Source organism: Streptomyces sp. NPDC045287, assembly GCF_056432325.1.
The window spans coordinates 155,880-180,499 of record NZ_JBWKJG010000016.1 but is presented as its reverse complement, the minus strand read 5'-3'; the positions used below and the strand labels follow the sequence as shown (position 1 = coordinate 180,499).

The following is a 24,620-nucleotide window of genomic DNA, read 5'->3' as shown; positions in this document are numbered from 1 at the left end:
CTAAGCTGGTCACAACTGTCACAGCAGTTGCGCCGCCGGCGTGCTGCTGCGGTCAGGTCACCGTCCTCGCCCGCTCTCCCGCACGGCACCACGGCGCCGCCCCCGGCACTACGGCCCCACCCCTTCCCCGCGTTCGACGACGACGCGATACGCCGCCCGTTTTCTGGCGCGTGTACGGAAATGCCCTCATATGGCAGAGGTGGAATAGGCCGCTTCGGGCGTTTCGCCCCCTTATGCCCTTGGGTCACTCCCCTGGGTGATCTGCCGCGTACGCATAGTCCGTTCGGACCATTCAAGATTGGGCCCGAAGGGGGTGTTGCGGTGTGTCGACCTTCCGTAACGTCCTCAACTGGCAGCGGTGAATATGCCGCTGCCGCCGTGGGGGAGCCTCGATTCGGGAGAGGACGGCGCCGGCATGGGCTGGGTAGCTGACTGGAGTGCGCAGGCGGCCTGCCGCACTACCGATCCGGACGAACTGTTCGTACAAGGAGCGGCGCAGAACAGGGCCAAGGCGGTGTGCACCGGATGTCCGGTGCGGACCGAGTGCCTGGCCGACGCGCTGGACAACCGCGTCGAGTTCGGCGTGTGGGGAGGGATGACGGAACGCGAGCGGCGCGCCCTGCTGCGGCGGCGGCCGACCGTCACCTCCTGGCGGCGCCTCCTGGAGACGGCGCGTACGGAGTACGAGCGCAGCGCGGGCATCCTGCCCGTCGCGCTGAACGACGACGAGACGTACGAGACGTACGCGGCCGTCGGCTGAGCCGTCGCCGCTTCCGGTCCCGTCGCCCCTTCCGGTGCTGTCGCCGGCACGAGCCGGCCGGCCCGTCTCGGGCCCGCGCGCCACGTGCCCCGTTCCGCTCCCGAGCCCTGCCCGGGTACCCCCCCCCAGCGGAACGCGCGCCGTGGCGCGCGCAGTCGTCAGCGGTCCTGCCCGGATGCCGCCAGGTGCGTGCCGACGGCGCGCAGCGTGGCCAGGTCGTGGACGTCGGCGGCGAGGGCGGGGACCTCGGTCACCGGTACGTCCGGGTGGAGCGCGGTGAAGCGGTCACGCGTCCGCCGCTCGCGGGCGAGCACCCGCATCCGCTCCGCGTGGAGCCGCAGGAGCCCCGCCGTCAACTCGGCGTCGGCGGGGGTGAATTCGAACGCCGGTTCGGGGGCTGGGGCCTCGGGGGTGGGGGACGCCGGGCCGCCTCCACGAGTCTGCCCGCCTTCCCGGTCCACTATGCGGGCTCCGTCAAGATTTTCCGCCGCGGCGAGCGCCCCCTCGGCGGAGAGCCCGGCGGCGCCGCTGCCGTGCACCCGGTTGAGGACGAGCCCCTCCAGGGGCATGTCCTCCGCGGCCAGCCGCTCCACGAAGTACGCCGCCTCCCGCAGCGCGTCCCGCTCCGGCGCGGCCACCACCAGGAACGCCGTACCGGGCGCCTGCAGGAGCCGGTACGTCGCGTCCGCCCGCGTACGGAAGCCGCCGAACATCGTGTCCATCGCCGCCACGAACGTCTGCACGTCCCGCAGCAGCTGACCGCCCAGCAGCTTCCCCAGCGTGCCCGTCATCATCGACATGCCGACGTTCAGGAACTTCATCCCCGCCCGGCCGCCCACCTTCGCCGGCGCCATCAGCGCCCGGATGAGCCTCCCGTCCAGGAACGACCCCAGCCGCTTCGGGGCGTCCAGGAAGTCCAGCGCCGAACGGGACGGCGGCGTGTCCACGACGATCAGGTCCCACTCGTCGCGGGCCCGCAACTGGCCCAGCTTCTCCATCGCCATGTACTCCTGCGTGCCCGCGAAGCCGGCCGACAGCGACTGGTAGAAGGGGTTCGCCAGGATCGCGCGGGCCCGCTCCGGGTCCGCGTGCGCCTCGACGATCTCGTCGAACGTGCGCTTCATGTCCAGCATCATGGCGTGCAGCTCGCCACCGGCGTCCGTCGCGATGCCCGGCACCCGGCGCGGGGTGTTGTCCAGCTCCTCGATGCCCATCGACTGGGCCAGCCGGCGGGCCGGGTCGATCGTCAGGACGACCACCTTCCGGCCCCGCTCCGCCGCCCGCAGGCCCAGCGCCGCGGCCGTCGTCGTCTTGCCGACCCCGCCCGCGCCGCAGCAGACGACGATCCGGGTCGCGGGGTCGTCCAGCAGCGGATCGACCTCCAGGGCGCGCGGCGCGGCGGCCGCTTCCGTCGCCACCGGTGCCGCTTCGGCGGCCGTCATGCGTCGCTCACCCCGAGGTCCCTCCGCAGTTCCCTGGCCAGGTGGTACAGCCCGGCGAGGTCCACGCCCCCGCCGAGCAGCGGCAGCTCGTACGCGGGCACCTGGAGCTTCGCCAGGGCCTCCCGCTGCTCCCGCTCCAGCTCCGCCCGCCGCGCGTGCTCGGCGGCCTGGGCGAGGAGCGGGTCCACGAGCCGCTCCGGGCCGCTCACCCCGGCCGCCGCCAGGGCCCGGGCGACACCGGCGCGCCGGTCGCCGGCGGCGGCCCGTACCGCGTCCTCGTCGAGGAGGCGCGGGCGGACCATGTTCACGAGGACGTTGCCCACCGGGAGGCCCGCGGCACGCAGCTCGGCGACGCCGTCCGCGGTCTCCTGGACCGGCATCTCCTCCAGCAGGGTCACCAGGTGCACGGCCGTCTCCGGCGACTTGATGACCCGCATCACCGACTGCGCCTGGTTGTGGACCGGGCCCATCCGGGCCAGGCCGGCGACCTCGTCGTTGACGTTCAGGAAGCGGGTGACGCGGCCGGTCGGCGGGGCGTCCATCACGACGTGGTCGTAGACGAACCGCCCGGCCCTGTCCTTGCGCCGCACCGCCTCGCACGCCTTGCCGGTGAGGAGCACGTCCCGCACGCCCGGCGCGATGGTCGTCGCGAAGTCGATCGCGCCGAGCTTCTTCAGGGCGCGGCCCGCGGCGCCCAGCTTGTAGAACATCTGGAGGTAGTCGAGCAGCGCCCGTTCGGCGTCGATCGCGAGGGCGTACACCTCCCCGCCGCCCGGCGCCACGGCGATCTTCCGCTCCTCGTAGGGGAGCGCGTCCGTCTCGAAGAGCTGTGCGATGCCCTGTCTGCCTTCGACCTCCACGAGGAGGGTCCGTCTGCCCTCCGTCGCGAGGGCGAGCGCGAGGGCGGCGGCGACCGTCGTCTTACCGGTACCGCCCTTTCCGCTGACGACCTGGAGCCTGCTCACAGGGCGAGCGTAACCAGTGGCGCGGCGGCCCACGCAGGAGGCTGCCCCGGGGCGGCGCGCGGCAGCGGATACAGTCGGCCCATGACCAAGTGGGAATACGCGACCGTGCCCCTTCTCGTGCACGCGACCAAGCAGATTCTGGACACCTGGGGCGAGGACGGCTGGGAGCTGGTCCAGGTCGTCCCCGGACCGAACAACCCCGAGCAGCTCGTGGCGTACCTGAAGCGGGAGAAGCCGTGACCGGGCGCGTCGAGGCGGCCCTCGCGGAGCGCGGACTGACGCTTCCGCAGGTGGTGCCGCCGCTGGCCGCGTACCAGCCGGCCGTGCGGTCCGGCGCGTACGTGTACACGGCGGGTCAGCTGCCCATGGTGGACGGCAAGCTCCCGGTCACCGGCAAGGTGGGCGCGGAGGTCACGCCGGAGGAGGCCAAGGACCTGGCCCGCGTCTGCGCGCTGAACGCGCTGGCCGCGGTGAAGTCCGTGGCGGGCGACCTGGACCGCGTCGCGCGCGTCGTGAAGGTCGTCGGCTTCGTCGCCTCGGCGCCGGACTTCACGGGGCAGCCGGCCGTCCTGAACGGCGCGAGCGAGCTGCTCGGCGAGGTCCTCGGCGAGGCCGGTGTCCACGCCCGCAGCGCGGTGGGCGTGGCGGTCCTGCCGCTGGACGCCCCCGTGGAGGTCGAACTCCAGGTGGAGCTCCTCCCGGAGTCCTGACCCGGCCCGGTGGCGCGGCCGGCCGCCCCGCGGGGGACGGGCCGGCCGCACCACGCGCGTACCGGCCGCCCTCGCCCCGGGTCGGGCCGCCGCGTTGAAGGGGCCGCACCACGCGCGCGTAGGGGCGGCGCCACGCGGCACGACGCCGCCACGCGCGCGCAGGGACGGCTTCCCCCCGAAGTCGGTCGTCCGGCTTCGCACAGGACGGTGCCACGCGTGCGCAGGGGCGCCACACCACGCGCGCGTCACGGGGCGGCGTACGGTACCGGCCCGACCGCCCCGGGAGCCCTCGAACATCCGGACCGATCGGCATAGGCTCCGGCCATGCCCAATGGTCAGTGGTACCCACCGGAATGGCCCGACCGGATCCGCGCCCTCGCGGCCGGCGAGCTGACGGCCGTGGCGCCCCGGCGCGCCGCCACCGTGATGCTGCTGCGCGGGGCCGGCGCCACCACCGAGGTGCACATGCTGCGCCGCCGTGCCTCCATGGCCTTCGCGGGCGGCGCGTACGCCTACCCCGGCGGCGGCGTCGACCCGCGCGACGAGCACCCGGTGCGCTGGGCCGGGCCGGGCCCCGCCGAGTGGGCCGCGCGCCTCGGCGTCGCCACACCGGCCGAGGCGCAGGCCATCGTGTGCGCGGCGGTCCGCGAGACGTACGAGGAGGCCGGTGTCCTCCTCGCCGGCCCCACCCCCGACTCGGTCGTCGGCGACACGACGGGCGACGACTGGGAGGCCGCCCGCGCCGCCCTCGTCGCGCGCGAGCTGTCGTTCGCGGAGTTCCTCGGCGCCCGCGACCTGGTCCTCCGCTCCGACCTGCTGGGCGCCTGGGCCCGCTGGATCACCCCCGAGTTCGAGCCGCGCCGCTACGACACCTGGTTCTTCGTCGCCGCGCTCCCCGCCGGCCAGCGCACCCTGTCCCAGGCCCTCGACCCCGCCCGGGGGACCCCCGCCGCCTCCGGCGAGGCCGACCTGGCCGTGTGGATCCGCCCCGCGGACGCCGCCGCCGGCTACGACCGGGGCGAACTGCTGATGATGCCGCCCACCATCGCCACCCTGCGCTCCCTCACCGCGTACGAATCGCCGCTCGCCGCCCTGGAGGCCGCCCGCGACCAGGACCTCGCGCCCGTGCTGGCGCGGGCCCGGCTGGTCGGTGACGAGGTGGTGCTGAGCTGGCCCGGGCACGACGAGTTCACCCGGCACGTTCCCGGGGCGCCCGCCGGAGGTGCCGCATGACCGACGCGGCCGCCCTGCCCGGCCAACCCCGCGGCGCCGCGGTGTCCGGCCCCGCCACCGAGCGGGCCGTGAACGTCCTGGCGCCCAACCCGTCCGCGATGACCCTGGACGGCACCAACACCTGGATCCTCTCCGAACCGGACTCCCCGCTCGCCGTCGTGGTCGACCCGGGCCCGCTCGACGAGGGTCACCTCGCGCGCGTACGGGACACGGCCGAGCGCCTCGGCAAGCGCGTCGCCCTGACGCTGCTCACGCACGGCCACCCCGATCACGCGGAGGGCGCCGCCCGGTTCGCGGAGCTGACCGGGACGCCGGTACGGGCCCTCGACCCGGCGCTGCGGTTGGGCGACGAGGGCCTGTCCGCGGGGCAGGTCGTCACGGTCGGCGGTCTGGAGCTGCGGGTCGTGCCGACGCCGGGCCACACCGAGGACTCGCTCAGCTTCCACCTGCCGGCCGACCGCGCCGTCCTGACCGGCGACACGGTCCTCGGCCGCGGCACGACGGTCGTGGCGCACCCGGACGGGCGGCTCGGGGACTACCTGGACTCGCTGCGCCGGCTGCGCTCCCTGACCGTCGACGACGGGGTGCGCACCGTCCTGCCGGGCCACGGTCCGGTCCTGGATGACGCGCAGGGCGCCGTGGAGTTCTACCTGGCGCACCGCGCGCACCGGCTGGCGCAGGTGGAGACCGCCGTGGAGGACGGCTACACGACCCCCGCGGAGGTCGTGGCGCGCGTGTACGCGGACGTCGACCGGTCCCTGTGGCCGGCCGCCGAACTGTCGGTGCGGGCGCAGCTGGAGTACCTCTCCGGGCACGGGCTGATCTGACACCGGAGCGTGGCGAAGTCGGTACGCGTTCGCGACAGCGGGCGGGGTTCCCGGCGGGGAAGCGTGCTTTACGCTCCCTTTACGTCTGTCCGCACCGGTCGCCGCACCGGTGTCGTTCCACGGGGGGTCTTCGTGCTGGTCCTGTCCATCCTGCTGCTCATAGCCGCGGTGGTGCTGTTCTTCGTCGGGCGCGGCGAGGGCCGCACCGGCTTCCGGCTCGGCGCGCTCGGCGCGCTGCTGGCGGCCCTGTTCGCCGGTGTCGTGAGCTGCGTCCACGTCGTCGGCGCGTACGAGGTCGGCGTCCCGGTCACCTTCGGCAAGGTCGGTACGCCGATGACTCCGGGCATGAACGTCGTCTCGCCGTTCACCACCATCACCACCTTCTCCACCCGCCCCGTCGACCTGAACCTCTCCGACAAGGACGTGGTGGAGGTCCGCTCCTCCCAGGGCGGCGTGATGTACGCCGAGCTGACCGTGAAGTGGGCGGTCACGCCGTCCAAGGCGGTCGAGCTGTACCGGCTCGCCGGGAACGAGTCGGCCATCCAGCAGCGGCTGGTCTTCCCGGACAGCCGGGAGATCGTCCGCAACGTCTTCGCGCGCCACACGAGCGAGGAGGGCTACACCTCCGCCCGCGAGAAGATCAACGCCGAGATCGGTGAGCTGATCAAGGAGCGCCTGGCCCCGCGCGGCATCGACGTGACGACCGTGAACCTGCGGAACGTGAAGCCGTCCGACCAGCTCCAGGACCAGATCGACCGCAAGATCCAGCAGCAGCAGGCCACCGAGCGCGCCCAGGAGGCCGCCCGTACGGCCACGGCGGAGTCCGAGCGCCGCCGGATCGAGGCGGAGGGCATCGCCCGCGCCAACAAGATCCTCAACAACTCGCTGAGCGACAAGGTCCTGCTCAACCAGTGCATTGAGGCGTACAAGGAAGCCGCGGCGAAGAACCCGGTGTACGCGGTGCCGTGCGGCAGCGGCAGCGGTACGCCGGTGATCGTGGACGGCAAGAGGAACTGACGTCCCCTGGGCCGTGCGTACGCGAAGGGCCGCCCCGCAGTCACCGCGGGGCGGCCCTTCGCGTACGTACGGGCGCGCGGGCGCCTGGCCGCTAGCGGGAGCGCTTCGCCAGCCGCTCCACGTCCAGCAGGATCACGGCGCGCGCCTCCAGGCGCAGCCAGCCGCGGCCCGCGAAGTCGGCCAGCGCCTTGTTGACGGTCTCGCGCGACGCGCCGACGAGCTGGGCCAGCTCCTCCTGGGTGAGGTCGTGCACCACGTGGATGCCCTCCTCCGACTGCACGCCGAAGCGGCGCGACAGGTCGAGGAGCGCCCGGGCGACGCGGCCCGGCACGTCGGAGAAGACCAGGTCGGACATCTGGTCGTTGGTCTTGCGCAGGCGGCGGGCGACGGCGCGCAGCAGCGCCGAGGCCACCTCGGGGCGGGCGTTCAGCCAGGGCTGGAGGTCGCCGTGGCCCAGACCGAGCAGCTTCACCTCGGTCAACGCGGTCGCCGTGGCCGTACGCGGACCCGGGTCGAACAGGGACAGCTCACCGATCAGCTCGCCCGGACCGAGGACGGCGAGCATGTTCTCGCGGCCGTCCGGGGACGTGCGGTGGAGCTTGACCTTGCCTTCGGTGACCACGTAGAGCCGGTCGCCCGGGTCGCCTTCGTGGAAGAGCGCGTCGCCGCGGGCGAGCGTCACCTCACTCATCGAGGCGCGGAGCTCCGCGGCCTGCTCGTCATCGAGCGCCGCGAAGAGCGGGGCGCGCCGCAGAACGTCGTCCACGAGTTCTCTCCTATGTCGACCTGCTCAGGGACGTTGGTCCCCATGATGCCGGACCGCGCGGTGCTCTTCCGGGGGACGCTGCGCGACGCGGTCCCCCGGGAGGTCCGGCCCCCGCAGGTTAATTGCCGTGCGATCAGTCACACCAAGTCTGACGTACTGGTACGCGTGTCCGTGCGGCAGGGGCCCGATCGGGGCCACATCGCCCGTGCCCAGGGCGGATGTCGGTGGCGGCGCTTAGGCTGGCCGGGTGTCCAATTCGCCGGTGAGAGCGCACGTCGAGGGGGCCGGGAGAGTGTCCGGGGAGCAGAATTCCGCTGTGGGCGAACAAGCCTCGGCAGCGGCCAGGAAAAACCCGCAGAAGCGGACGAAGGCGGCAAAAAAGGCGAGCGCGCCGGAATCCCATCTCGCCCTGGTCCGCCGGGCGCGGCGGATCAACCGCGAGCTGGCCGAGGTGTACCCGTACGCCCATCCGGAGCTGGACTTCCGCAACCCCTTCGAGCTGCTCGTGGCGACCGTCCTGTCCGCCCAGACGACGGACCTGCGGGTGAACCAGACGACGCCGGCGCTCTTCGCGAGGTACCCCACCCCGGAGGACCTGGCGGCGGCCGTGCCGGAGGAGCTGGAGGAGGTCATCCGGCCGACCGGCTTCTTCCGCGCCAAGGCCAGGTCCCTGATCGGCCTCTCCACGGCCCTGCGCGACCGTTTCGGGGGCGAGGTCCCCGGCCGCCTGGAGGACCTGGTCACGCTCCCCGGAGTCGGCCGCAAGACGGCGAACGTCGTGCTGGGCAACGCCTTCGGGGTCCCCGGCATCACCGTCGACACGCACTTCGGGCGGCTGGTCCGCCGCTGGAAGTGGACGGAGGAGGAAGATCCGGAGAAGGTCGAGGCGGTGGTCTGCGGCCTCTTCCCGAAGTCCGAGTGGACGATGCTCTCGCACCGGGTGATCTTCCATGGCCGCCGCATCTGCCACGCCCGCAGGCCCGCGTGCGGCGCCTGCCCGATCGCGCCGCTCTGCCCGGCGTACGGAGAGGGAGAGACGGACCCGGAGAAGGCGAAGAAGCTGCTGAAGTACGAGATGGGCGGGTATCCGGGCCAGCGCCTGGCCCCGCCGCCGGACTACCCGGGCCGCCCGGCCGCCCCCGTGGCCACGGGCGGCGGGGACGCGGCCGGGGAGGCCGTCTGAACGGGCGGAACGATCGAGTGGCCGGTACGCGTTGGGTGAGCTGGGGGTGTCTGTGACGCGTGCGAGGGAAGACGCCGGGGGCGTCGGTGGGCTGCCGTCCGTGGACGTCAGCGCCGACGGGCTGCCCGCCTGGCTGGAGCCGGTGGCCAAGGCGGCGCACACGATCGCGCCCGAGCAGCTCAGCCTGTTCCTGCCGCCCCCGGAGGGGGGCCGCCAGGCCGCCGTGCTGATCCTCTTCGGCGAGGGCGAGCGCGGTCCCGAGCTGCTGCTGATGGAGCGGGCCGGGACCCTCCGCTCGCACGCCGGGCAGCCGTCCTTCCCCGGCGGCTCCCTCGACCCCGAGGACGGCGACCCGGCCACGCTGGGCCCGCTGCGCGCCGCGCTGCGCGAGGCCGAGGAGGAGACCGGCCTCGACCCGGCGGGCGTCCAGGTCTTCGCCGTCCTGCCGCGCCTCTACATCCCGGTGAGCGGCTTCGTCGTCACGCCCGTACTCGGCTGGTGGCGGGAGCCGAGCCCGGTCGGCGCCGTGGACCCGGCCGAGACCGCCCGGGTCTTCACGGTGCCCGTGGCCGACCTCGCGGACCCCGCCAACCGCTCCACGGCCGTCCACCCCAGCGGCCACCAGGGCCCGGCGTTCCTGGTCGAGTCCGCCCTCGTGTGGGGGTTCACCGCGGGGCTGATCGACCGCATCCTCCACTTCGCCGGGTGGGAGGAGCCGTGGGACCGGGAGAGGCGGGTCCCGCTCGACTGGCGCGCATGACAGGCTGACTGCTGGGCTCCGCGGCCGTACGGGGCCACCGGAGACGAATCTGCGAGGCTAATGACGGTGAACGTGCTGGACATCCTGCTGCTGGTCGCCGCCGTGTGGTTCGCGATCGTCGGGTACCGACAGGGGTTCGTGGTCGGCATCCTGTCGGTGATCGGTTTCCTCGGCGGCGGAGTCGTCGCCGTCTACCTGCTGCCGCTCGTGTGGGAGCCGCTCACGGGGGGCGCCGAACTCTCCACGACGGCGGCCATCGTGGCCGTCGCCGTCGTGCTGATCTTCGCGTCCGTCGGTCAGGCCCTCACCACCCACCTGGGCAACAAACTCCGCCGCCACATCACCTGGTCGCCCGCCCGCGCCCTGGACGCGACGGGCGGCGCGCTGGTCAACGTGGTGGCGATGCTCCTCGTCGCCTGGCTCATCGGCACGCTCCTCGCCAGGACGGCCGTTCCGTGGCTCGGCAAGGAGGTCCGCGCCTCCAAGGTGCTCCTCGGCGTGTCGCAGGTGATGCCCGCTCAGGCGTCCACGATGTTCGACGACTTCTGGTCGGTCCTCGCGCAGAACGGCTTCCCGCAGGTCTTCAACCCCTTCACGAACGAGCCGATCGCGGAGGTCCGCCCGCCCGACCCGGAGCTCGTCGACAGCCCGGTCGCCGCGCGCGCCCAGCAGTCCATCGTGAAGGTCGTCGGCACGGCCGGCGGCTGCGGCAAGGTCCTGGAGGGCACCGGCTTCGTCTTCGGCGAGCGCCGCGTGATGACCAACGCCCACGTGGTGGGCGGCGTCGAGGAGCCGACCGTCCAGATAGGCGGAGAGGGCAGGCTGTACGACGCGACGGTCGTCCTGTACGACTGGGAGCGCGACATCGCCGTGCTCGACGTGCCGGACCTCAAGGCCAGGCCGCTGGAGTTCACCGAGACCGACGCGCGCAGCGGTGACAGCGCCATCGTCGCCGGCTTCCCGGAGAACGGCGCGTACGACGTCCGCTCGGCGCGCGTCCGGGGCCGCATCAACGCCGAGGGCCCGGACATCTACCACCGCGGCGAGGTCCGCCGCGACGTCTACTCGCTCTACGCGACGGTCCGCCAGGGCAACTCCGGCGGACCGCTCCTCACCGCGGACGGCAAGGTGTACGGCGTGATCTTCGCGCGGTCCCTGGACGACGCGAACACGGGGTACGCGCTGACGGTCGACGAGATTCGCGAGGACATCACGCTCGGCCTGAACGCCCACCAGCAGGTCGACAGCCAGAGCTGCGCCCTCTGACGGCCCGCCCGGGGCCCGGCGCCGGCCGTGGCGTCAGGCCCCTGCGGGCGGGGGCGCGTACGCGGGTGTGCGTGTGCGGTGCGCCGGCGCGCGTGTGCAGTGCTCCGGCGTGCGTACGCGGTGAGCCGGCGCGCGCACGCGGAGCGCGGGGGTGCGTCGTACGCGCATGTGGCGCGGGTTCGGCGTGGGTCCGGTGCGGCCGTGTGCGGCGCGGTCAGTCGCGCTGGTGCCGCAGACGCGCGGAGACCCAGCGGGCCCGGCGGCGCAGGATGTGCGGGATCCCGAGGCGCGCGTCCAGCTCCGGGTCGCGCGGGGCGCCGCTCCTCTCGGGAGGCGGTGCCGCGGCCGAGCGGCGGTTGCGTGCGGCGTCAACATGGTCGTGCGTCCAGCCCATACCCCGACGTGTGCCCGGGGCCCATGGTCCGTAACCGCCCGGGGGACGACCGATCGGCCTATGCGGGAGGCATTTGGCTGATCGTAGGACAACGGCCCCCGCCGGTTCACGTACCTTCCCCCGGACACCCGCCGACTCCGCCTCAGCGGTCCGGCTCGGGGTCCTTCAGCCAGTTGACGAGCTCCGCCGAGAACGCCAACGGGTCCTCCTCGTGCGGGTAGTGGCCGAGGCCGTCGAACAGCCGCCAGCGGTAGGGCGCTTCGACGTACTGGCCGGATCCCGCCGCGCTGCGCGTCCGCATCACCGGGTCGGCGGAGCCGTGCAGGTGGAGCGTCGGCACGCGGACGGGCCGCTTCATGCGCCGGTTGAACTGGATGCCGTCCGGGCGGGCCAGCGAGCGGACCATCCACCGGTACGGCTCGATCGAGCAGTGCGCCGTCGACGGGATCGCCATCGCCCGCCGGTACACGCCGAGGGTCTCGTCGTCCGGCTCGCGCGCGCCGGACCACTCCCGGATCAGCCGCTCCACGAGCGCCGCGTCGTCCGCGACCAGCCGCCGCTCGGGCAGCCACGGGCGCTGGAAGCCCCACACGTACGAACCGGCGCGGGTCTGCGCGAAGTCGGAGAGCATCGCCGAGCGCCACCGCCGCGGGTGCGGCATCGACGAGACGGCCAGGCGCCGCACCAGCTTGGGCCGCATCACCGCGGCCGTCCACGCCAGGTAGCCGCCCAGGTCGTGGCCGACCAGCGCCGCGTCCGGCTCGCCCAGGGACCGTACGACGCCCGTGATGTCGAGCGCCAGGTTCGCCGGGTCGTAGCCGCGCGGCGTGCGGTCGCTGCCGCCCACGCCGCGCAGGTCCATCGCCACGGCCCGGAACCCCGCGTCGGCGAGCGCGGGCAGCTGGTGCCGCCAGGTCCACCAGAACTGCGGGAAGCCGTGGAGCAGCAGGACGAGCGGACCGTCGCCCATCTCCGCGATGTGGAACCGCGCCCCGTTGGCGGCCACGTCGCGGTGCGTCCACGGGCCGTCGATCCGGACGGGGCCGCCGGGGGCGCCGGTACTGCTCTCAGGGACGGTCATACGGACGAGCGTGCCACAGCCGCGGCCTTCTCCTGGACGGCGGAAGTGTCGGGACGGGGGTGCGGCTTGACGTTCTGCAGCACCGCGGCGGTCTGCTTCACGGACGCCGCGGTCTTCTGCGGGCCCTTGCCGCGCTTCGCCTTCTTCGCGAACACGGCGCCGACGAGCCCCAGCAGGGCGGCCACGACGACGTTCACGCCGAAGGACAGCAGGAAGCACACCGACAGGTGCCAGCCGGTCCACGCGTGGAAGCCGTACGCGAGCGCGAAGCTCAGCATCGGCAGCGAGAAGAGCAGCACCAGCCCGGCCGCCCCGAACCCCAGGCCGCTGACGGCGCCGCGCTTGACGTCCTGTCGCAGCTGGGACTTGGCCAGCGCGATCTCGTCGTGCACGAGCGCGGACATCTCGGCGGTCGCGGAGGCGACCAACTGACCGAGACTGGGTTCTGCACCGTTCCCGGCGATACCGGTCCTCCCGGCGGGGTCGCTCATCGTCTCGCTCCCTCTCTCCCTCTACGGTCCGACCTCAGATCATGCCGGACGGTCGCCGTTCCCGCGCGCTGCCCCCGCCTGTTCGGCCCGGCGGCGGTGTTCCGCGGCCTTCCGCTCGTAGATCTCGGCGAGGCGGCGGTGGTGCTCGGGGTCGTCGACCTCGTAGACGTCGGGGACGCCGCTCAGGTCCTCGTCGCGCTCCTCCAGCTCGACCAGGGCCCGGTACTTGCGGACGCGGAGCTTCAGCAGGACCGTGGCGATCAGGGCGGCGATCAGCGACCCGGCGAGGACGGCCGCCTTGACCTCGTCGGTCAGCCTCGCGTCGCCCTCGAACGCCAGCTCGCCGATCAGCAGGGAGACGGTGAAGCCGATGCCGGCGAGGGTGGCGACGGCGAACAGGTCCGCCCAGGCCAGGTCCTCGTTGAGCTCGGCGCGGGTGAAGCGGGCGGTCAGCCAGGTGCCGCCGAAGATGCCGATCGCCTTGCCGACCACCAGGCCGAGGACCACACCCAGCGTCTCCGGCTGGGTGAAGACGTCGCCCAGTGCGTCGCCGGACACCGCGACACCGGCCGAGAACAGGGCGAACATCGGTACGGCGAAGCCGGCCGACAGGGGGCGCACCTGGTGCTCGATGCGCTCACCGGGGGAGTGGGCCTCGCCCTCGCGGCGGGTGCAGCGCAGCATCAGGCCCATGGCGACGCCGGCGATGGTGGCGTGGACGCCGCTGTTGTACATCAGGCCCCAGACGACCACGGCGAGCGGCACGTACACGTACCAGCCCCGGACGCCCCTGCGGAGGAGGAACCAGAAGAGGAGCAACCCGACGAGGGCCCCGCCGAGCGCGACGAAGTTCAGGTCGCTGGTGAAGAACACCGCGATGATCAGGATGGCGAAGAGGTCGTCGACGACGGCCAGCGTGAGCAGGAAGGCCCGGAGCGCGGACGGCAGCGACGTGCCGATGACGGCCAGCACGGCGAGCGCGAAGGCGATGTCGGTGGCGGTCGGGACGGCCCAGCCGTCGAAGGAGCCGCCGCCGGTGGCGTTGACCACCAGGTAGACGAGGGCCGGGGCGACCATGCCGCAGAGCGCGGCGACCACGGGCAGCGCGGCGGCCTTGGGGTCGCGCAGCTCGCCCGCGACCATCTCGCGCTTGAGTTCGACGCCTGCGACGAAGAAGAAGATCGCGAGGAGACCGTCGGCGGCCCAGTGCTCGATCGAGAGGTTCAGCCCGAGCGAGGAGGGCCCCACGTGGAACTCGCGGACCGTCTCGTAGCTGTGGCTCAGTGGGGTGTTCGCCCAGACGAGGGCCGCGACGGCGGCGAGGAGCAGCAGGACGCCACCGACGGTCTCGGTGCGGAGCGCGTCCAGAACGAAGGACCGCTCGGGGAGGGGCAGGAGGCCGAGGACCCTCCGCCCGGTGGTGCTGGTTCCGGCGTTGGTGCTGCCGGTGCTGCCGGTGCTGCCGGTGCTGCCGGTGCTGTTGGGGGTGGTGCCGTTGGTGTCAGGCGTCTTGGGCGCGGCCACGGTACGGAGACCTCCGGTGGTGTCGGCGGACATGGCGAATCACATGCCGACCAGACTTCCCGGCGCCCCTTTGGATTCTTATCGCTTTATTGGTGCGACGCACACCCTACAGGGAGGGCGCGGGGGCTTGTCCGACCATCATCACTTTAAGCGCGGAAAGGGCACCCGGCGCGTCGTCGCCGGGTGCCCTCCGCCGTGGCCGTGGCCGTGGTTGTCGCTGTGGCCGTCGCTGTGATCTGGTCGTAGCTGTGGCCGTGGAGCCGGCGGTCGGTCCTCTCGACCGGCGACCGGCCGGCCGGCTGTCCAGCCGACTGGCCGGCCGACCGACCGGCTGGCCTGCCTCAGTCCTCGCTGGGAGCGGCCGGCAGCTTGGCCTGGATGAGGTCCATAACGGACGAATCGGTCAGCGTCGTGACATCACCGAGCTGCCGGTTCTCGGCGACATCCCGCAGCAGCCGCCGCATGATCTTGCCGGAGCGGGTCTTGGGCAGCTCCGCTACCGGCAGGACGCGCTTCGGCTTGGCGATCGGCCCGAGCGTGGCACCGACGTGGTTGCGCAGGTCCGCGACGAGCGCGTCGGTGTCCGCCTCGGCCTCCGCCGCCACGTTGCCGCGCAGGATCACGAACGCCACGATGGCCTGGCCGGTCGTCTCGTCGGCGGCCCCCACGACGGCGGCTTCGGCGACCTTCGGGTGCGACACGAGCGCGGACTCGACCTCCGTGGTGGAGATGTTGTGGCCCGACACGAGCATCACGTCGTCGACACGGCCGAGCAGCCAGATGTCACCGTCCTCGTCCTTCTTGGCTCCGTCGCCCGCGAAGTACTTGCCCTCGAAGCGGGACCAGTACGTGTCGATGAACCGCTGGTCGTCACCCCAGATGGTGCGCAGCATCGACGGCCACGGCTCCGTGAGGACGAGGTAGCCGCCCCCGCCGTCGGGCACCTCGTTCGCCTCGTCGTCGACGACGGTCGCCGCGATGCCGGGCAGCGGCCGCTGCGCCGAACCGGGCTTGGTCTCCGTCACGCCCGGCAGCGGCGAGATCATCATCGCGCCGGTCTCGGTCTGCCACCACGTGTCGACGATCGGGCAGCGGCCCCCGCCGATGTGCTCCCGGTACCAGACCCACGCCTCCGGGTTGATCGGCTCGCCCACCGAGCCGAGGACGCGCAGGCTCGACAGGTCGAACTTGGCGGGGATGTCGTCGCCCCACTTCATGAACGTCCGGATCGCGGTCGGCGCCGTGTAGAGGATCGTGACGCCGTACTTCTGCACGATCTCCCAGAACCGGCCCTGGTGCGGCGTGTCCGGCGTGCCCTCGTACATGACCTGCGTCGCGCCGTTGGCCAGCGGTCCGTACACGATGTACGAGTGGCCGGTGACCCAGCCGATGTCGGCGGTGCACCAGTAGACGTCGGTCTCCGGCTTCAGGTCGAAGACGGCGTGGTGCGTGTACGCCGCCTGCGTGAGGTAGCCGCCGGAGGTGTGGAGGATGCCCTTCGGCTTACCGGTGGTGCCGGAGGTGTAGAGGATGAACAGCGGGTGCTCCGCCTCGAACGCCTCGGGCGCGTGCTCGGCGCTCTGCCGGTCGACGATCTCGTGCCACCAGACGTCCCGCCCCTCGGTCCAGGCCACGTCCTGTCCGGTGCGGCGCACCACGAGCACGCGCTCGACCCCGTCGACCCGGCCCAGGGCCTCGTCGACGGCGGGCTTCAGGGCGGAGGGCTTGCCGCGCCGGTAACCGCCGTCGGCCGTGATGACCACCTTGGCGTCGGCATCCTGGATGCGGGCCGCGATGGCGTCCGCCGAGAAGCCGCCGAACACGACGGAGTGCGCCGCGCCGATCCGCGCGCACGCCAGCATGGCCACGGCCGCCTCGGGGATCATCGGCATGTAGACCGCGACCCGGTCGCCCTTGCGGACCCCGAGCTCCGTCAGCGCGTGGGCGGCCCGGCTCACCTCGTCCTTGAGCTGGGCGTACGTGATGGCCCGGCTGTCGCCCGGCTCGCCCTCGAAGTGGATGGCGACCCGGTCGCCGAGTCCCGCCTCCACATGGCGGTCCACGCAGTTGTACGCCACGTTGAGCTTGCCGTCGGCGAACCACTTGGCGAAGGGCGGGTTCGACCAGTCGAGCGTCTCGGTGGGCTCGGTGGCCCAGCTGAGACGGCGCGCCTGCTCGGCCCAGAAGCCGAGCCTGTCCGCCGCCGCCTGCTCGTACGCGGCCGCCGTCACATTGGCCTGCGCGGCCAGCTCGGCGGGCGGGGCGAACCGCCGCTCCTCCTTCAGAAGGTTGGCCAAGCTGCTCTCGTTGCTCACGACATCTCCCATTCCCAGGGCGTCCGATGTGTCCCGGTCCATAGCTCACCAGCCGGATGCCCGGGTGACAAGGGTTTCCCGAGCATTGGTTTAGACCTCTCAGGCGGATGGGTGAGGGCGGGACGCGTCGGCCGACACGTGCGGTCAAGTGGCCTCCTCCCCCTCGGCGCCGGAAGGGCGGGGAGGAGAGGGCCACCCATCACCATCACGTCCCCACCCTGCCGCCGGTTCACCCCGGGAGCCTGTCCGGTGACACCCGGTCGGTCAGGCGCGGACCTCCTCCCGACGCGCCGATCCCTCACCGACCGGTGACACCGGACGGAAGACGTCGTCGGTTCCCTCCCGCTCCAGTAGGTACGCCTGCGCCTCCCCCACGTGGAAGTACATCCCGCGCAGCTCCAGCGTCCCCTCCGCGAGCCGCCTGGCGACCGCCTCGTGCTCCTTCAGGCGTTCCAACTGCTCCACCACGTTCGTCAGGCACAGCTGCTCCACCGTGTCGGCGAGCGGTCGCCCCGCCAGCCGCGGCGACACCCTCCCCTCGCCGCGCATCCGCTCCAGGCTCGGCAGCCCGTGCCGGAGCCACCGCCGCAGCGGGGACTGCGGCGGCCGCGCGGACGGCGACGGGTCGGTGGCGAGCAGCGCCTGCATCGCGCCGCAACCGGAGTGCCCGCACACCGTGATCGACCCCACTCGCAGCACGTCCACGGCGTACTCGATCGCGGCGGCCACCGAGTCGTCGCCGCTCTCCGCCCCGGGGAGGGGTACGAGGTTGCCGATGTTCCGCACGGTGAACAGGTCGCCCGGGCCGCTCGCCGTGATCATGCCGGTCACCAGCCGGGAGTCCGCGCAGGCCAGGAAGAGCTGCGGAGGCCGCTGCCCCTCGCGGGCCGGCTCGTCCCGTACGCGCGGCGCGGTGATCCGCAGGAGCGAGCTCAACCCGCTCGCCAGTCGACTCCCCTTCACCGCGCCGCTCTCCACCGGAAGCTCTCCGCGCAGGTGATTGCGCCAGGACGCCCGGGGCCGGCAGCACGTGTGCCCCTCGGCGGCCGGATCCGCGGTGCACGTACCGGACCGGTCGGTCAGCTCCGCATGGCCGCCGTGTGCCGACTGCGATGCCTGCCAGTCGTGCAGGGTCTCGTACGCGGCGTGGTCCATGAAGGACCCGTCCAGCTCGACCACCACCCGCGCGTCCGCCGGGATCTGGTGCAGCGTCCGGCTCAGCCGGGGCACGGCCAGGAACGTCAGTTGCCCCCGCACCCGCACGTGCTCCACGCCGTCCCGCTGCTCACGGGTGATCCGCGTCCCGGTCAGCCGGTGGAGGGCCGTCCCCGTCGCCACGGCGATCCCGATGGCCACGCCCTCGAGGACCCCGAGCAGGACGACACCCGCCACGGTCGCCGCGTACACCAGCACCTCGCGGTGGTGGGTGATCTTCCGTACGTGGGTGATGTTCACCATCTGGATGCCGACCACCATCACCAGCGCGGCCAGCGCCGGCAGCGGGATCAGCTCCAGCACGGGGACGAGCAGCAGGGTCGCCAGGACCACCCAGAAGCCGTGCAACATCGTGGAGTTCCGGCTGACCGCCCCCGACGCGACGTTGGCGGAGCTGCGGACGGCGACCCCGGTGATCGGCAGCCCGCCGAGGGAGCCCGACACGATGTTCCCGATGCCCTGTCCGGCGAGCTCCCGGTCGAGCCGCGCGCGCGGAACCGGTACCGACGGCTGCTTGCGGGCCGCGACCAGCTTGTCCACGGCCACCGCCGACAGCAGTGACTCGACGCTGGCGACCAGGGTGATGGTGAGCACACCGGCGATCAGCCCCAGCACCGGCCCCTCGGGCAGCCCCGGCAGCGCGTGGCTGTGCCACGAGGGCAGGTCCACCCTCGGCAGGGCCAGTCCCGCGAGGGACGCCGTCATCGCCGCGGTGGCGACCGCGACCAGCGCGGCCGGCACCACGCGCACGGCCTTTCCCCAGCGCCCCGGAAGCCGCGGCCACATGAGCAGCACCGCGATCGTGAGGGCGCTGACCGACAGCGAGGCCGGGTGCGGGTCCGCCAACTGGAGGGGGAGCTCCAGGGCGTTGTCGACGGCCGAGCTCTGCGGCGTACCGCCGAGGACGATGTGGAGCTGGGCGAGGGCGATCGTCACGCCGATGCCGGCCAGCATCCCGTGCACGATGGCGGGCGAGACGGCGAGTGCCGAGCGTGCCACGCGCAGGGCGGACAGGGCGAGTTGGGTGAGCCCGGCCAGAGCGGTGATCGCGCAGGTGGTGCGCCATCCGTACTGCTGGATCAGCTCGGCCGTCACCACGGTCAGCCCGGCCGCCGGACCGCTGACCTGGATCGGCGCGCCGCCGAACCGGCCGACGACGATGCCGCCGACGGCCGCGGCCACGAGCCCCGCCTGGAGCGGGGCGCCGGTGGCGAGCGCGATGCCGAGGGAGAGGGGCAGGGCGATCAGGAACACCGCGATGGACGCGGACAGGTCGGAACCCGCGATCCGGAAGCTCCGGCGGGTCGGCGGAAGGCCGTGCTCTTCGGGAAGGTCGGAGCCACCGGCTGGTCGGTCGGCCGGAGGGTCGGCGTCGTTCGTGCGCGGAGTGGTGTAAGAGCTCACGGTTCCCGTCTCCTCATGGACTTGAGTGGTCGCTGGACGTCCGAGACAACGTGGGGAACAAGGCCGCGGCGGATGCGCCGACAGGCGAGGCCAACTCAGGAGATTGCCAACTCTCGGTAAACGAACAGTAATGCAGAGTAAAGAAAAAGGCATTAAATTCCGGGCGAACGGAGCAAAGTTTCACCCGGTGAGGTGATTAGTCGTTCTATACGGCTCGTCATACCGTCCGTGCCCGGCTTCCGATGCGACGTTGGCGGCGCTCGCACAGGAACCCGGCGAAACGGAAGGGTGGGCCGATGAGGGCTGTCAGGAAGAGGATCACTGTCGGCGCCGTCGCGGCGGCGCTGATCACCGGTTTGGCGGGGTGCGGTGGCTCCGACGAGCCGTCCGGGGCCGGCGCCCGGGGACCCGAGAAGGGGGCCGGACCGCCCCAGAACCGCGTTCGGCTGATCGGTGACGGCTCCACCGCCTACACCGGTGCCCAGCCGGGCCTCAGCAAGCCCACCCGCCTGGTACCGGGCCAACGACCCCCGCAGTTCGTCGTCTTCTCGTGGGACGGCGCAGGAGAGGACAGTCAGAAGCTGTTCTCCCACTTCCGCGGCGTCGGCAAGCGGTACGGCGCGACGATGACGTACTTCCTCAGCGGCGTGTACCTCCTCCCCGAGGAGAAGGCCGCCCTCTACAGCCCGCCCGGCCACGCCCCCGGCCGCTCCGACATCGGCTTCAACGACACCGAGGGCATCCGCGACACCGTGCGCGAGCTCCGTGGGGCCTGGCTGGAGGGCAACGAGATCGGGACGCACTTCAACGGGCACTTCTGCGGCCCGGAGGGGGGCGTCGGAACCTGGTCCGTCGAGGACTGGAAGAGCGAGATCGCCCAGGCCAAGTCCTTCGTGAAGAACTGGAAGACCAACTCCGGCCTGGTGAACGAGAAGCCGCTCCCCTTCGACTACGACAAGGAGCTCATCGGGGCCCGGACCCCCTGCCTCGAGGGCCGTGACAACTTCGTGCGCGCCGCGAGCGAACTGGGCTTCCGCTACGACACCAGCGGCGTCAACAACCAGGTCTGGCCCAAGAAGGACGGGTCCCTGTGGGACCTGTCCATGCATCTCGTCCCCATCCCCGGACGGGACTTCGAGACGCTGTCCATGGACTACAACTTCATGGTCAACCAGTCCGGCACCGCCAAGGGCGACCCCGCCATGCACCGGTTCTGGGGCAACCAGATGCGGGACGGCCTGATCCAGGCGTTCAACCGCTCGTACCAGGGCAACCGCGCGCCCCTGATCATCGGGAACCACTTCGAGTCCTGGAACGGCGGCACGTACATGCGCGCCATTGAGGAAACGATTGCTCACGTCTGCGTGAAGCCCGAGGTCCGCTGCGTGTCGTTCCGTCAGCTCGCCGACTGGCTGGACGTTCAGGACCCGACCGTCCTCGCCAAGCTGCGGACGCTGAAGGTGGGACAGGCGCCGGCCGAGGGCTGGGGCCGCTTCCTCGCCGCCCCGCCGGCGAAGGCCTCGCCGTCGCCCGGCGGCGGGACCGCGGGACAGGCGGCCGCCCGCGTGACGGCGCCGTCCGGTACGCGCCGGGACGGCTAGACCGGCAGCCGCGTCACCGCTTCCCCCAGCACGAAGGCGGGGTCGACCTGCGCGGCCAGGTCGGCACCCGTCTTCGCGTTGCCCCAGCTCTCGGCGTTCTTCAGGTGGAAGTGCACCATCTGGCGCGTGTACCGCTCCCAGTCACGCAGCCCGTACGTCGCGTCGACGGCGTCCCGCAGTACGCGCAGGGCCTCCCGGTTCTCCGGCTCCAGTGCCCCGAACGGGCCGGACCGCCCCTTCTCCATGGACCGCACCCAATTCGACTGCCCGACCGCCACCAGCAGGTCGTCCCCCACCTCGTCCCGCAGGAACTCCAGGTCGTCCCGGCTCTGGACCTTGTTGCCGACGACCTTCAGCGCGACCCCGAAGTCCCGTGCGTACTCGGTGTACTGGCGGTAGACCGAGACGCCCCGCCGCGTCGGTTCGGCCACCAGGAACGTCATGTCGAAGCGGGTGAACAGCCCGGACGCGAACGAGTCCGAACCGGCCGTCATGTCGACGACGACGTACTCGTCGGGACCGTCGACCAGGTGGTTGAGGAACAACTCCACCGCGCCGACCTTCGAGTGGTAGCAGGCCACCCCCAGGTCCGCCTCGGTGAACAGCCCCGTCGCCATGAGCCGGATCACGCCGCCGTCCAGCCGCAGTGGACGGGCGCACGCCTCGTACACCGGGTTGTCCTCGCGGACGCGCAGCAGCCGTGAACCCTCACCGGGCGGTGTCGTCTTGATCATCGTGTCGACGGAACTGATCCGCGGATTGCTGCCGCGCAGGTACTGCTTGATCAGCGGCAGGTGCGCGCCCATCGAGGGGAGCGCCGCCGCCTCGTCCTCACCGAGACCGAGCGCGGCCCCGAGGTGCTGGTTGATGTCGGCGTCCACCGCGACCACGGGGGCCTCGGTGCTCGCCAGGTGGCGAATGAAAAGCGAGGACAGCGTCGTCTTGCCGCTGCCGCCCTTCCCAACGAAAGCGATCTTCATGTTCACCTACCGTAGTGGTTCGATGGCGTTGTGTTGCCTTCCCTTATGAGGAACGCCACTGGGGGTGGGTCGGTGTCGCGGGTGCGCGTAGCCTCGCTACTTATGAGTACGCATGCCGCCGACCCACTGGCCGCCCTCGCCGCGCTGCCGGGTGTCCCCGACGCCGTGGACTCCGTGCGCAAGGCCGTCGACCGGGTGTACGGGCACCGCGTGATGCGGCGCCGGAGCAATGAGATCTCCTCGGAAGCCGCCCTGCGCGGTGCGCGCGCCTCGGCGGCGCTGTCCGGCGCGGACTGGGCCCTGGAGGAGGTCCGCAGGCGCAGTGACTTCGGTGCGGACGCGGAGGCGCGAACGGTCGGCGCGGCGCTGAGGCTCGGTGTCGAGGTCGGACAGTTGCTCTCCATCTGGCGACAGTCGCCCCTCCGGGTCCTGGCCAGGCTGCACCTGGTGGCGGCCGGTGACGCGGCGGAGTCCGTGGGCCGGCCGCGGCAGGCCGGTGAGGCGGTCGACGAGCCGCTGGTCGAGGCCCCCCTGCCGGACGCGGCCGAGGTGGCCGCCCGGCTGGACGGCCTCGCGGAGCTGGTCGTCGCGGGCACGTCCGCCCCGGCGCTCGTCACGGCCTCCGTGGTGCACGGTGAACTGCTGGCGCTGCGGCCCTTCACCTCGTACAGCGGTCTGGTGGCGCGGGCCGCCGAGCGCCTGGTGCTGATCGGCAGCGGCCTCGACCCCAAGGCGATCTGCCCGGCCGAGGTCGGCCACGCCGAACTGGGCCGCGCCGCGTACGTCGCCGCCTTCGACGGCTACCTGTCCGGGACGCCGGAGGGCATGGCCCGGTGGATCGCCCACTGCGGCCGGGCCGTGGAACTCGGCGTCCGGGAGTCGACGGCCGTGTGCGAGGCGCTCCAGCGCGGCGCCGCCTGAGGCGGACGGCGACGCGTCCGGCGTTTTCGGCGGGCGCCGTACCGGCCCCGGTCGAAGGCGAGTGCCGAGCTCCGACAGGGTTGCGGCGGTACCGGTTCCGGTACCGCCGCTGGCACTTCCGCCGAGTTACCATGCGTCCTCGTTATGTGCCCATCAGGCGGGGAACTCTGCCCTACGCCTGGTGCGGCTGGCCCGTAATCGACGGGTCGACGTCGCGTGGGTGCTCAGTTTCCGTGCTGTTCGGTCCGTGGGGCCTTCCTGCTCAACAGATGATCCTCTCGGATGTCCTCGGTCTCGCGGGCCGTAACTCCTTTGTACTACCGGGGCCCGTGAAGCGAAAGACTTGACCGAATATCTTTACTTTTGCCTTCAAATACGGACAAGTCTCATGGAGGGCCCGGTTTTCATCGATGCCGACTGGCGGCGCCTGCTCGCGTACCAGACGAGCCCTGCCGTGGCCGCCGCGGCGCCGATCGCCGCGGCGGCCATCAGTGCCGGCCGCGGCGGCATCCGGAACGAGGGGAACCGCTGCTTCAGTCGGACGGGACGGTTGAAGACGAGGACCGGCCACTCCCGTGCCACCGCCTCCCGGCGCAGCACCCGGTCCGGGTTCACCGCGTGCGGGTGCCCGACCGCCTCCAGCATCGGCAGGTCCGTCGCCGAGTCGCTGTACGCGTAGCACCGCGACAGGTCGTACCCCTCCGACGCGGCCAGCTCCCGCACCGCCTCGGCCTTGGTGGGGCCGTAGGCGTAGTACTCCACCTCCCCCGTGAAGCAGCCGTCGTCACCGACCACCATTCGGGTGGCGACCACGCGGTCCGCGCCCAGCATCTCGCCGATCGGCTCCACCACCTCGGCGCCGGAAGTGGAGACGATCACCACGTCCCGGCCGGCGGCGTGGTGCTCCTCGATGAGTGAGGCGGCCTCGTCGTAGATGATCGGATCGATCAGCTCGTGCAGCGTCTCGGCCACCAGCTCTCTGACCTGCTGGACGTTCCAGCCCTTGCAGAGCCTGGAGAGGTAGGCGCGCATCCGCTCCATCTGGTCGTGGTCGGCGCCGCCCGCGAGGAAGACGAACTGCGTGTACGCGGTGCGCAGCGCGTCGCGGCGGTTGATCAGGCCGCCCTGGTAGAAGGACTTGCCGAAGGTCAGCGTCGATGACTTCGCAATGACCGTCTTGTCCAGGTCGAAGAAGGCCGCCGTGCGAGGCGAGGAGTGGTTTTCCACAAGCCAGAGCATAGGTGCCCGCCATTCGGCGTACGCTGGGGCGTGTGGGTTTGCCTGAGAAGGCTCTCGGGTACACCATGGAAGTCACGGATCGTTCGCGACCGTGCTAACCCGGACCGGCTCCTCCCCCCCCCCGAGTCGGCCGGAGAGACGACCCCCGCTCTCCCCCCCGGCGGGGGTCGTCGCATGTCCAAAGGGGTTTTCGCCCGCCGGTCCCGCTTCGGCATCCCCATCTCGTCTCCTTCGCGCTTCTGTGGCACCGGCCCCGGCCCGCCACTCGTCATCACTCAGAGTAGTCGAAGTGCTGCTCTATGGAAGTCGCTGGTATGGGTGATCGAGATATTCACAAGCGGTGGGTTGTCCACAGTTTTTGAACAAGATCCACTTTATTTCCAGAACCCCGTCACTGTGTTTCCGGCCGCGAAGCCGTGACGCGGAATCGCAGATCTCCCCGTCACGCCGGTGCGGCGCGACTCGGCGCCCGTGCGCGCCGAAAGCCGCGCGACCGCCGTGTGGACGGCGCGTGCGCACGACACGC

22 protein-coding genes are annotated in these 24,620 nt (G+C 72.1%); 11 read left to right on the top strand and 11 right to left on the bottom strand.

The genetic code is table 11. The features are described from left to right. Window positions 1-415: 415 nt before the first annotated feature. Entirely contained in the window at window positions 416-760 is a 345-nt protein-coding gene (locus AC07D6_RS25290) for a WhiB family transcriptional regulator (RefSeq protein WP_175408568.1), read from the top strand. A 158-nt stretch (window positions 761-918) separates the two neighbouring features. On the opposite strand, the gene bagB is transcribed toward AC07D6_RS25290, so the two are convergent. After that, the gene (gene bagB / locus AC07D6_RS25285) at window positions 919-2,202 is read right to left on the bottom strand and encodes an ATPase BagB (RefSeq protein ID WP_479047910.1); all 1,284 of its coding nucleotides are present in this window, start codon (window positions 2,200-2,202) and stop codon (window positions 919-921) included. Beyond that, window positions 2,199-3,167, bottom strand: coding sequence for an ATPase BagA (gene bagA, locus AC07D6_RS25280; RefSeq protein ID WP_315879868.1), 969 nt, complete (start codon window positions 3,165-3,167; stop codon window positions 2,199-2,201). The genes bagB and bagA overlap by 4 nt, the downstream gene beginning before the upstream one ends. 81 nt (window positions 3,168-3,248) lie before the next feature. On the opposite strand from bagA, the gene AC07D6_RS25275 reads away from it, so the two are divergent. The 5 genes from AC07D6_RS25275 (at window position 3,249) to AC07D6_RS25255 (ending at window position 6,954) form a co-directional block, all read left to right on the top strand. Continuing rightward, window positions 3,249-3,407 (top strand): Sp36 family protein, encoded by a 159-nt coding sequence (locus tag AC07D6_RS25275; protein WP_019992579.1) that lies wholly within the window; start codon window positions 3,249-3,251, stop codon window positions 3,405-3,407. After that, window positions 3,404-3,877, top strand: a complete 474-nt coding sequence (locus tag AC07D6_RS25270; RefSeq protein WP_315879869.1) for a RidA family protein — start codon at window positions 3,404-3,406, stop codon at window positions 3,875-3,877. The genes AC07D6_RS25275 and AC07D6_RS25270 overlap by 4 nt, the downstream gene beginning before the upstream one ends. A 324-nt stretch (window positions 3,878-4,201) precedes the next feature. Next, window positions 4,202-5,110, top strand: a complete 909-nt coding sequence (locus AC07D6_RS25265) for an NUDIX hydrolase (protein WP_479047906.1) — start codon at window positions 4,202-4,204, stop codon at window positions 5,108-5,110. Beyond that, window positions 5,107-5,937, top strand: coding sequence for an MBL fold metallo-hydrolase (locus tag AC07D6_RS25260; protein WP_479047903.1), 831 nt, complete (start codon window positions 5,107-5,109; stop codon window positions 5,935-5,937). Before AC07D6_RS25265 ends, AC07D6_RS25260 begins: the two co-directional genes overlap by 4 nt. 132 nt (window positions 5,938-6,069) lie before the next feature. Further along, window positions 6,070-6,954, top strand: a complete 885-nt coding sequence (locus AC07D6_RS25255; protein WP_315879872.1) for a prohibitin family protein — start codon at window positions 6,070-6,072, stop codon at window positions 6,952-6,954. A 91-nt stretch (window positions 6,955-7,045) separates the two neighbouring features. On the opposite strand, the gene AC07D6_RS25250 is transcribed toward AC07D6_RS25255, so the two are convergent. Beyond that, a complete protein-coding gene (locus AC07D6_RS25250) occupies window positions 7,046-7,720 on the bottom strand; it encodes a Crp/Fnr family transcriptional regulator (protein WP_010473292.1) in 675 nt (224 codons plus the stop codon). 316 nt (window positions 7,721-8,036) lie between these two features. On the opposite strand from AC07D6_RS25250, the gene nth reads away from it, so the two are divergent. The 3 genes from nth to AC07D6_RS25235 all read left to right on the top strand — a co-directional run bounded on the left by nth (window position 8,037) and on the right by AC07D6_RS25235 (window position 10,929). Then, window positions 8,037-8,903 (top strand): endonuclease III, encoded by an 867-nt coding sequence (gene nth / locus AC07D6_RS25245; RefSeq protein WP_479047899.1) that lies wholly within the window; start codon window positions 8,037-8,039, stop codon window positions 8,901-8,903. 40 nt (window positions 8,904-8,943) lie between these two features. Further along, window positions 8,944-9,663 carry an NUDIX hydrolase gene (locus AC07D6_RS25240; RefSeq protein ID WP_315879920.1) on the top strand — a complete coding sequence of 240 codons (720 nt, stop codon included), beginning with the start codon at window positions 8,944-8,946 and terminating at the stop codon, window positions 9,661-9,663. A 66-nt stretch (window positions 9,664-9,729) separates the two neighbouring features. Next, window positions 9,730-10,929, top strand: a complete 1,200-nt coding sequence (locus AC07D6_RS25235; RefSeq protein ID WP_315879874.1) for a MarP family serine protease — start codon at window positions 9,730-9,732, stop codon at window positions 10,927-10,929. 214 nt (window positions 10,930-11,143) lie between these two features. On the opposite strand, the gene AC07D6_RS25230 is transcribed toward AC07D6_RS25235, so the two are convergent. The 6 genes from AC07D6_RS25230 to AC07D6_RS25205 form a co-directional block, all read right to left on the bottom strand. After that, window positions 11,144-11,323: a hypothetical protein gene (locus AC07D6_RS25230; protein WP_315879875.1), complete on the bottom strand. Its 180-nt coding sequence runs from the start codon at window positions 11,321-11,323 to the stop codon at window positions 11,144-11,146. A 142-nt stretch (window positions 11,324-11,465) separates the two neighbouring features. Next, complete coding sequence (locus tag AC07D6_RS25225; RefSeq protein WP_315879876.1) at window positions 11,466-12,404, bottom strand: alpha/beta fold hydrolase; 939 nt, start codon at window positions 12,402-12,404, stop codon at window positions 11,466-11,468. Further along, the gene (locus tag AC07D6_RS25220) at window positions 12,401-12,895 is read right to left on the bottom strand and encodes a phage holin family protein (protein ID WP_315879877.1); all 495 of its coding nucleotides are present in this window, start codon (window positions 12,893-12,895) and stop codon (window positions 12,401-12,403) included. The genes AC07D6_RS25225 and AC07D6_RS25220 overlap by 4 nt, the downstream gene beginning before the upstream one ends. A gap of 39 nt (window positions 12,896-12,934) precedes the next feature. Next, complete coding sequence (nhaA, locus tag AC07D6_RS25215; RefSeq protein ID WP_479047894.1) at window positions 12,935-14,452, bottom strand: Na+/H+ antiporter NhaA; 1,518 nt, start codon at window positions 14,450-14,452, stop codon at window positions 12,935-12,937. Window positions 14,453-14,760: 308 nt separating this feature from the next. Next, on the bottom strand, window positions 14,761-16,776 hold the full coding sequence (gene acs, locus AC07D6_RS25210; protein ID WP_479047891.1) for an acetate--CoA ligase: 2,016 nt from the start codon (window positions 16,774-16,776) through the stop codon (window positions 14,761-14,763). 222 nt (window positions 16,777-16,998) lie between these two features. Beyond that, window positions 16,999-19,353 carry a bifunctional SulP family inorganic anion transporter/carbonic anhydrase gene (locus AC07D6_RS25205; RefSeq protein WP_479047888.1) on the bottom strand — a complete coding sequence of 785 codons (2,355 nt, stop codon included), beginning with the start codon at window positions 19,351-19,353 and terminating at the stop codon, window positions 16,999-17,001. A 296-nt stretch (window positions 19,354-19,649) separates the two neighbouring features. Between AC07D6_RS25205 and AC07D6_RS25200 the strand changes: the two genes are divergently transcribed. After that, complete coding sequence (locus tag AC07D6_RS25200; RefSeq protein ID WP_315879881.1) at window positions 19,650-20,954, top strand: polysaccharide deacetylase family protein; 1,305 nt, start codon at window positions 19,650-19,652, stop codon at window positions 20,952-20,954. On the opposite strand, the gene AC07D6_RS25195 is transcribed toward AC07D6_RS25200, so the two are convergent. Then, window positions 20,951-21,934 carry an ATP-binding protein gene (locus AC07D6_RS25195; protein ID WP_479047885.1) on the bottom strand — a complete coding sequence of 328 codons (984 nt, stop codon included), beginning with the start codon at window positions 21,932-21,934 and terminating at the stop codon, window positions 20,951-20,953. The genes AC07D6_RS25200 and AC07D6_RS25195 overlap by 4 nt on opposite strands. A 102-nt stretch (window positions 21,935-22,036) precedes the next feature. Between AC07D6_RS25195 and AC07D6_RS25190 the strand changes: the two genes are divergently transcribed. Then, window positions 22,037-22,855 (top strand): Fic family protein, encoded by an 819-nt coding sequence (locus AC07D6_RS25190; protein WP_479047883.1) that lies wholly within the window; start codon window positions 22,037-22,039, stop codon window positions 22,853-22,855. 369 nt (window positions 22,856-23,224) lie between these two features. Here the strand turns inward: AC07D6_RS25190 and AC07D6_RS25185 are convergent, their stop codons facing one another. After that, a complete protein-coding gene (locus AC07D6_RS25185; RefSeq protein ID WP_315879884.1) occupies window positions 23,225-24,094 on the bottom strand; it encodes an HAD family hydrolase in 870 nt (289 codons plus the stop codon). Between the last annotated feature and the right edge of the window lie 526 nt (window positions 24,095-24,620).

Coding starts and splice junctions, on each gene's coding strand:
- AC07D6_RS25290 (WP_175408568.1), top strand. CDS start 416: ATGGGCTGGGTAGCTGACTGGAGTGCGCAGGCGGCCTGCCGCACTACC.
- bagB (WP_479047910.1), bottom strand. CDS start 2,202: ATGACGGCCGCCGAAGCGGCACCGGTGGCGACGGAAGCGGCCGCCGCG.
- AC07D6_RS25275 (WP_019992579.1), top strand. CDS start 3,249: ATGACCAAGTGGGAATACGCGACCGTGCCCCTTCTCGTGCACGCGACC.
- AC07D6_RS25265 (WP_479047906.1), top strand. CDS start 4,202: ATGCCCAATGGTCAGTGGTACCCACCGGAATGGCCCGACCGGATCCGC.
- AC07D6_RS25260 (WP_479047903.1), top strand. CDS start 5,107: ATGACCGACGCGGCCGCCCTGCCCGGCCAACCCCGCGGCGCCGCGGTG.
- AC07D6_RS25230 (WP_315879875.1), bottom strand. CDS start 11,323: ATGGGCTGGACGCACGACCATGTTGACGCCGCACGCAACCGCCGCTCG.
- AC07D6_RS25225 (WP_315879876.1), bottom strand. CDS start 12,404: ATGACCGTCCCTGAGAGCAGTACCGGCGCCCCCGGCGGCCCCGTCCGG.
- AC07D6_RS25220 (WP_315879877.1), bottom strand. CDS start 12,895: ATGAGCGACCCCGCCGGGAGGACCGGTATCGCCGGGAACGGTGCAGAA.
- nhaA (WP_479047894.1), bottom strand. CDS start 14,452: ATGTCCGCCGACACCACCGGAGGTCTCCGTACCGTGGCCGCGCCCAAG.
- acs (WP_479047891.1), bottom strand. CDS start 16,776: ATGGACCGGGACACATCGGACGCCCTGGGAATGGGAGATGTCGTGAGC.
- AC07D6_RS25200 (WP_315879881.1), top strand. CDS start 19,650: ATGAGGGCTGTCAGGAAGAGGATCACTGTCGGCGCCGTCGCGGCGGCG.
- AC07D6_RS25195 (WP_479047885.1), bottom strand. CDS start 21,934: ATGAAGATCGCTTTCGTTGGGAAGGGCGGCAGCGGCAAGACGACGCTG.
- AC07D6_RS25190 (WP_479047883.1), top strand. CDS start 22,037: ATGAGTACGCATGCCGCCGACCCACTGGCCGCCCTCGCCGCGCTGCCG.
- AC07D6_RS25185 (WP_315879884.1), bottom strand. CDS start 24,094: ATGCTCTGGCTTGTGGAAAACCACTCCTCGCCTCGCACGGCGGCCTTC.